Here is a 4,965-nt window from a genome sequence, read left to right as displayed (position 1 = left end):
CAGATCGACATAGATTTCACCCAGAAAAAACATCGAACCGGCATGGCGACTGAGCAGCAGCGTGTGCTTGCCGCGCCAGCCCTGACCACTGCGCGCCGCCAACTCGGCCTCCAACACCGGCGCTGAATCGGTGAACACGCGGTGACCAAACGGCCCCATCTCCAAGGCGAGGCGGTCGCTCAGTTTTTGCAGGCGGCTGCGCAGCACCTTGTGGTAGTCGCGCCCCCGCGCATAGACCGACACAATGCCTTCGGTGGGCCGCTTTAAGCGGTCAAATTCGACCGCCTGCCACTCGGGCGGCGTGCTGCCGGGCAGGTAATCCATGCGCACCGTGATGACGCTCACCGTTCCCGGCACCAGTTCGGCCGGGCGGGCGCGCTTGAGGCCGTGTGAGGCCATGTAGCCCATGTCGCCATGAAACCCCTTCGCCAGCCAAGCCGATAATCCGGCCTCTGATGAGGACAAATCCACACCTGCCACGCCAATTTGAGAGAATCCCAATTCCCGGGCCCAAGCCTGAATTCTGGAAATCCATTGGCTGTTGTTGATATGCGTATTGAGGTGAGTCACCCCCCGATTGTAAAAAACCTGCACTGGCCCAGCGAGGAAGCCACGCAAGGGTTCGCCCAAGCCCTGGCCAAGCAGCCTGCCCTGCGCACAGCTTTCATTGAATTGCACGGCGATTTGGGGGCGGGCAAGACCACGTTGGTGCGCCACCTGCTGCGCGCTTTGGGCGTGCAGGGCCGGGTCAAAAGCCCGACCTACGCGGTGGTGGAGCCTTACGAACTGGAAGGGTTTAACGTCTGGCACTTCGACTTCTACCGCTTCAGCGATCCACGCGAATGGGAAGACGCCGGCTTTCGCGACATCTTTGCCAGCCCCGGCCTCAAACTGGCCGAGTGGCCCGAAAAAGCCGCCGGATTTATTCCACGTGCTGATCTGGTGATTCACCTGGAAGCCTTGACGGACGATGCCCGCCAAGTCTCCCTGACGGCACAAACGCCCTTGGGCGCCGCCTTGCTGCAAGCCAGCACCGAAGAAGCCCAAGAGGACCCCGCATGAAACGCCGCAGTTTGTTGAAGTCGGGCGCGCTGGTGCTGTTGCTGGGCACGCAGCATTTGGCGCGGGGCGCCACCATCGTGGCCGTGCGGGTGTGGCCAGCGCCGGACTATTCGCGCGTCACCCTGGAGTCGGACACGGCCCTCAAGGCCAAACAATTTTTCATCCCCAGCCCACCCCGGCTGGTGGTGGACATTGAGGGCATAGAACTGAACCCGGCGCTGAAAGAACTGGTGGCCAAAGTGGGGCCGGCCGACCCCACCATTGACGGCATCCGGGTCGGGCAGTTTGCGCCCGGCGTGGTGCGTTTGGTGGTGGACTTGAAGCAACCCATCACGCCGCAGGTGTTCACCCTGCTACCGGTGGCCGCCTACCGGCACCGCTTGGTGTTTGACCTCTACCCTACTCAAGTGGCGGACCCGCTGGAAGCGCTGATTGCCGAGCGCCTGAATGGCGCGCCGCCGATGCCGACGGCGGTCGACCCGCTGGGCGATTTGATCGCCCAACAAAACCAAAAGCCGGATTCCGCCAAAAATCAGACTGCTACACAATCCGTAGCTACTCCCGCAGGTAACACGGGGTCTAGCGCCCTAAAACCCTTAAAAGAAACCACTGACCGCCTGATCATCATTGCCATTGATCCGGGCCACGGCGGCGAAGACCCTGGCGCCATTGGCCCCGGCGGCACGCGTGAAAAAGACGTGGTGCTGCGCCTGGCCCACCTGCTGCGCGACCGCATCAACGCCACCACCCTCAAAGGCAGTCCCCTGCGCGCCTACCTCACCCGCGATGCTGATTTTTTTGTGCCACTGCATGTGCGGGTGCAAAAGGCCCAGCGCGTTCAGGCCGACTTGTTTGTGAGCATCCATGCCGATGCTTTTTTCACGCCGCACCCACAAGGCGCCAGCATTTTTGCGCTGAGTCAGGGCGGCGCTTCCAGCACGGCAGCGCGATGGATGGCGGCCAAAGAAAACAAGGCCGATCTGGTCGGCGGCCTGAACATCAAGGCCAAGGATGCCCAGGTGAAACGCGCCCTATTTGACATGAGCACCACGGCCCAAATCAACGACAGCTTGAAGCTGGGCGGCGCCATGCTGGGTGAAATCGGGCGGGTTGGAAAACTGCACAAAGGCAAGGTCGAGCAAGCCGGTTTTGCGGTGCTCAAGGCGCCTGACATTCCCAGTGTGCTGGTTGAGGCTGCCTTCATCAGCAACCCCGAAGAAGAAGCCAAACTCAACAGCGATGCCTACCAGGTGCAACTGGCCAACGCCCTGATGCGCGGCATAGAAGGCTACTTTTCCAAAAACCCGCCCCTGGCGCGCAACCGCACGACCTGAGCAAGCCGTATTTAAGTCGCGCTGAATTCAAACGGCGACGCCGCCACCCGGGCTTTAACCTCACCCCGGGTGGGCGGCACACAACCCTGGCGCATCACATTCAAGCTGGCACTGGCAATGGCGTTGCACAGCAGTTCCTTGGCCAGCGCCGCACTCACCGCTTCGGCACCCCAGTCAGTAGCCAGCGCATTCTCCAGCATCGCCACTACCAAACCGGCCAGGAAACAGTCGCCTGCCCCCACTGTATCAACCACCGCCACTGCGTCGATTTCGCGGGCGTTAAAGACCTGGCCGTGCCGTGTCAACAAGGTCGCACCGTCACCGCCACGCGTCAACGCCACGAGACTGGCGCGGCTGTTCTGCAGCAAGTGGTGCGCCCGCTCGGTGGCATTGGCACCGGGCAGCGCCAGACATTCAAGGTCTTCGTCGCTGACCTTGATGACATCGGCAAATTGCAGGGCCGTCATGACATGGCGGCGGTACAGGTCCAGATTCGGCATCACCGACGGACGCAGGTTGGCGTCGATCACCACCGTGCGGCCGGCTTGGCGCTGACTCACCAGCCAGGGCAAATAAGTGTCGGCATCGTCTGGCGACAAGGCGAGTGCACCGGTGCAGACCAGCGACAGTGCCTCGGCGGCTTCGCAAGCCTGCGTCATGGCGAGGGCGCTGGTGGCCCGGTCTGCCACGCCCTCGCGGTAAAAAGAATAATCTGGGTGTCCTTGGGCGTCGACGCCGACCACGGCCAGCGAGGTCACTTGCGGCACCGGTTCAAGCACGGCCAAATGCACGCCATCCACTGACAAACCAGCGGCCAACTGGCGACCAAACCGGTCTTTGGACAAGGGGTTGAGGTACAGGGTTTCGACCCCCTGACGGGCCAGCGCACGGGTCAGGTTGTAGACCGCGCCGCCCAGACAAGGCTGCAGACGGCCGTCAGAATTGAGTATCAAATCGATCAACGCCTCACCAGCGGTAGCCACTTGAAGGGGCGTATTTATTTTCGTCATACTAGGGTTTTCCATAACTAAAGTAACTTGATTTAGTAAGTAGTTTGCCACTATAGTTCAAGCGCGCTGCATCGTAAAGCGTGAATTCCCGGGGTCTGACCCCTAAAGCAAAATTTATTTATATCCATTGAGGAGACTCTCCATGAAAAAAGCTACTACTTCCCTGGTGTTGACCGCCTTGGCCCTGGCCACCTCCAGCGCGTTTGCCGCTGGCGAGCCGGTCATCGGCCTGATCACCAAAACCGAAACCAATGCCTTCTTCGTCAAGATGAAGGAAGGCGCTGAAGCCGAAGCCAAAAAGCTCGGCGCCAAGCTGCTCACCGCCGCCGGCAAGTCGGACGGCGACACCGCTGGCCAAATCACGGCCCTGGAAAACATGGCCGCTGCGGGCGCCAAGACCATTCTGATCACCGCCAGCGGCGATGCCATTGCGCCCACCGTGAAAAAACTGCAAGCCAAAGGCGTGCAAGTCATTGCGCTGGACAGCCCGTTTGAAGGCGCTGACGCCCTCTTCGCCACCGACAACTACAAAGCCGGTGTGTTGGTGGGCCAGTACGCCAAAGCCGCCATGGGTGGCAAGCCAGCCAAGATTGCAACCCTTGACCTGTTCCCCGGCCACCCCGTGGGCGCCCAGCGTCACAACGGTTTCATGAAGGGTTTCGGCCTGCCCGCAGCTGATGCCAAGTCCAACGAACTCTCCAAAGACGCCGCCATTGTGTGCATGGCTGACAGCTTCGGTGACCAGGCCAAAGGCCAGACCGCCATGGAAAACTGCCTGCAAAAGAACCCCGACATCAATGTGGTTTACACCATCAATGAACCCGCCGCTGCCGGTGCGTTCAACGCGCTGAAAAAAGCCGGCAAAGAAAAAGGCGTGACCATTCTGTCAGTCGACGGCGGTTGCCAGGGCATTCGCGACACCGCTTCCGGCATCATCACCGCCACCTCGCAACAGTACCCGCTGAAAATGGCGGCACTGGGTGTGGCAGCCGGTGTGAGCTACGCCAAGGGCGGCAAGAAATCAAGCGGCTACACCGACACCGGCGTGACCCTGATCTCGGCCAAGGCCATCAAGGGCGTGGACAGCAAGGACACCAAGACGGGTATGGACCTGTGCTGGGGCGAGAAGTAATCGTCAGATTTTCCTGAGATAGTTTTGTTTCCTTGAGTTGACGGGGCGCGCAAGAAATCACCTTTTTGTGCGCCTCTTTTTTCCTTCCTTTTTTGGGGCTTTACCCATGAACACATCTCCCCGTCACATCCCCTGGGGCGCTTTAGGCCCCTGGTTGGCCCTGCTGACCACCTGCCTCTTTTTCACCACCCAGTCAGAGCGTTTTCTGACCGCTGAAAACCTCTCGCTGGTGCTCCAGCAGGTGATGGTGGTGGGCGTGCTGGCCATTGGCCAAACCCTGATTATTCTGACTGCCGGTATTGATTTGTCGTGCGGCATGGTGATGGCGCTGGGCGGCGTGGTCATGACCAAGTTCGCTGTCAATTACGGCTTCAACCCGTATCTGGCCATTGTGTGTGGCCTGGCGGTAACCACCGGCTTTGGTCTG

General features: G+C 60.4%; 5 protein-coding genes and 1 pseudogene. 4 read left to right on the top strand and 2 right to left on the bottom strand.

What is annotated here, in order from left to right; all coding sequences use genetic code 11:
• Positions 1 to 522 (bottom strand): QueG-associated DUF1730 domain-containing protein (locus WCG50_RS17390; RefSeq protein ID WP_336900858.1); only part of this gene is annotated, 522 nt, incomplete at its 3' end.
• Between the two features lie 27 nt (positions 523 to 549).
• On the opposite strand from WCG50_RS17390, the gene tsaE reads away from it, so the two are divergent.
• Entirely contained in the window at positions 550 to 1,062 is a 513-nt protein-coding gene (tsaE, locus tag WCG50_RS17385) for a tRNA (adenosine(37)-N6)-threonylcarbamoyltransferase complex ATPase subunit type 1 TsaE (protein ID WP_336900857.1), read from the top strand.
• Complete coding sequence (locus tag WCG50_RS17380) at positions 1,059 to 2,396, top strand: N-acetylmuramoyl-L-alanine amidase (RefSeq protein ID WP_336900856.1); 1,338 nt, start codon at positions 1,059 to 1,061, stop codon at positions 2,394 to 2,396. Before tsaE ends, WCG50_RS17380 begins: the two co-directional genes overlap by 4 nt.
• Before the next feature lie 11 nt (positions 2,397 to 2,407).
• Here WCG50_RS17380 and WCG50_RS17375 read toward each other — a convergent pair whose 3' ends face one another.
• Entirely contained in the window at positions 2,408 to 3,406 is a 999-nt protein-coding gene (locus tag WCG50_RS17375) for a PfkB family carbohydrate kinase (RefSeq protein WP_336900855.1), read from the bottom strand.
• Between the two features lie 142 nt (positions 3,407 to 3,548).
• On the opposite strand from WCG50_RS17375, the gene WCG50_RS17370 reads away from it, so the two are divergent.
• Both WCG50_RS17370 and WCG50_RS17365 read left to right on the top strand, forming a co-directional pair.
• Positions 3,549 to 4,538: a sugar ABC transporter substrate-binding protein gene (locus WCG50_RS17370; RefSeq protein ID WP_336900854.1), complete on the top strand. Its 990-nt coding sequence runs from the start codon at positions 3,549 to 3,551 to the stop codon at positions 4,536 to 4,538.
• A gap of 106 nt (positions 4,539 to 4,644) precedes the next feature.
• Positions 4,645 to 4,965, top strand: a pseudogene (locus WCG50_RS17365) (ABC transporter permease); the annotation flags it as partial.

This window comes from Rhodoferax sp. (genome assembly GCF_037143375.1).
Classification (GTDB): Bacteria; Pseudomonadota; Gammaproteobacteria; order Burkholderiales; family Burkholderiaceae_C; genus Rhodoferax.
The sequence above is the reverse complement of the archived record's forward strand: the minus strand, read 5'-3'. Positions and strand labels throughout refer to the sequence as shown.